Here is a 1,602-nt window from a genome sequence, read left to right as displayed (position 1 = left end):
GATCGCTCTTTTTTTTCCCTGATTATAACCTAAACTAGGTGCGTCTAAGCTTACCCAAAACCAATACCGCAGATTTAAATTTTTCTGTCAATGCGTAAGTCCTATAAGTCATGGTTTGTAATGATAACGAGCCTGTAAAAAATACACTCTATTCTCTTTTACTTTATATACCAAACGATGTTCTAAATCTATCCTACGTGACCATGTATCAGAGGCTATATATTTAAGAGGCTCTGGTTTTCCAATTCCCTTAAATGGTTCTCCATTCAAAATATCTGCCACTAAGTCCATAATTTTGTCTCCCTTCTTTGGTTCGTTTTGATACCACCACCGTAAATCCAACTTGAAATCAGGGCTAAATAGAGGGATAAATCCTTTCTTTTCCACATTTTGAATTTCTCCATTAGATTTTTGTCTTTTTTTCTTTTTCTTAAGACTCAATTCCTAACTCCTGCTTTAATTCCTCTATTGTCTGAGGCTGAGTCTCCTCCTTTTCAGACCATTCCAATGCACTGTGTAATCTTCGGGCATTTTCAGGCGATCTCAACAGGTGAACGCATTCTAATAAGCTAGATAATTCATCTTCCGCAATTAACGCCACGTTTTTACCATTGCGTCGCTTCACTACAAATATCTGTTTTTGATCTACTACTTCATCTAAAATACTCGCTAAATTTGCTCTAGCCTTTGAATAGCTTGTTTCCTTACTCAACATCATTGCTTATCTTTTACAACTATTCTTGTACAACTTTATTGTACGTTGAATATCTGCTTTTTGTGTTTACTTCCCATCATTTCGTTTCATTATTTTCTTGAGATACTCAAGTGAGTACCCTCGATTAACCGCACCTTCCCATCTCTCTCAACTCCCAGATAGGCAAACCCACTGTTCTTCCTCTCTCATCTCTTGTCCAGAGCAATATCCTAACTTTCGGGCTAAATCGTACCAATGTCTAAATACTGCCCCTTTATCTACCTCCTGATTGTCGCGTCGCGTAGCCATGCCGTTAGGCTTATCTCTTTCATCATCAACAGTCACATTCTGACTTCCCCAATCTCCTTGAAGGTAAGCGTTCACTCCCCCCCCTCAAAAAAAGAGTAATTTGCTGCGCTCATATTGCTGTAAGCTAATCATCCCTGGCTCGACTAAGCAAAGAAGATTTAGCTCAAATGAATCGGGATTACTTCCAATCTTTGTCCAAGAACCTATCCCACTAATAGTTGATAAAATAATAAGGTCGTTTGGTTAAAACTTTATTATGCCAGGGAGATTTGAAGGATTAAACGATTTAGAGTGGAAGCTGTTTCAAGATGTTTTTCCCGAAAATTCAGAAAAGCGATCGCGAGGAATGCCTCGTACACCTTTTCGCTATGTTTTAAACACATTGCTGTACATTTTAATCACTGGATGTCGATGGTGTGATGTGCCTCAAGGAAAACAATGGGCATCAAAAAGTTCAGCACATCGCTGGTTAAAACGCTGGCAAGAAGACGGGACATTTGAGCATTTAAAAAGTCGAATTTTAGCGATCGCCGATAGTCAAGGTCCAGCAATTCTCATTTTGAAAAAAAGAGGCGGAATTTTTGCGCCAGAAAAGAAAA

Annotated in this window: 4 protein-coding genes; 1 reads left to right on the top strand and 3 read right to left on the bottom strand. The window is 38.7% G+C overall.

Going from position 1 to position 1,602, the window contains the following annotated elements; genetic code table 11:
• Positions 1-108: 108 nt before the first annotated feature.
• The 3 genes from I4641_RS23720 to I4641_RS23710 all read right to left on the bottom strand — a co-directional run bounded on the left by I4641_RS23720 (position 109) and on the right by I4641_RS23710 (position 1,078).
• Positions 109-396 (bottom strand): Txe/YoeB family addiction module toxin, encoded by a 288-nt coding sequence (locus I4641_RS23720; RefSeq protein ID WP_369426883.1) that lies wholly within the window; start codon positions 394-396, stop codon positions 109-111.
• Positions 397-430: 34 nt separating this feature from the next.
• Positions 431-715, bottom strand: a complete 285-nt coding sequence (locus I4641_RS23715) for a type II toxin-antitoxin system Phd/YefM family antitoxin (RefSeq protein WP_369426882.1) — start codon at positions 713-715, stop codon at positions 431-433.
• 147 nt (positions 716-862) lie between these two features.
• Positions 863-1,078: a hypothetical protein gene (locus tag I4641_RS23710; protein WP_229643049.1), complete on the bottom strand. Its 216-nt coding sequence runs from the start codon at positions 1,076-1,078 to the stop codon at positions 863-865.
• Between the two features lie 181 nt (positions 1,079-1,259).
• Between I4641_RS23710 and I4641_RS23705 the strand changes: the two genes are divergently transcribed.
• A partial coding sequence (locus tag I4641_RS23705; RefSeq protein ID WP_229643048.1) for a transposase occupies positions 1,260-1,602 on the top strand: 343 nt, incomplete at its 3' end.

It is taken from the genome of Waterburya agarophytonicola KI4 (assembly GCF_020640915.1).
In the GTDB taxonomy this organism is placed as follows: domain Bacteria; phylum Cyanobacteriota; class Cyanobacteriia; order Cyanobacteriales; family Xenococcaceae; genus Waterburya; species Waterburya agarophytonicola.
The sequence above is the reverse complement of the archived record's forward strand: the minus strand, read 5'-3'. Positions and strand labels throughout refer to the sequence as shown.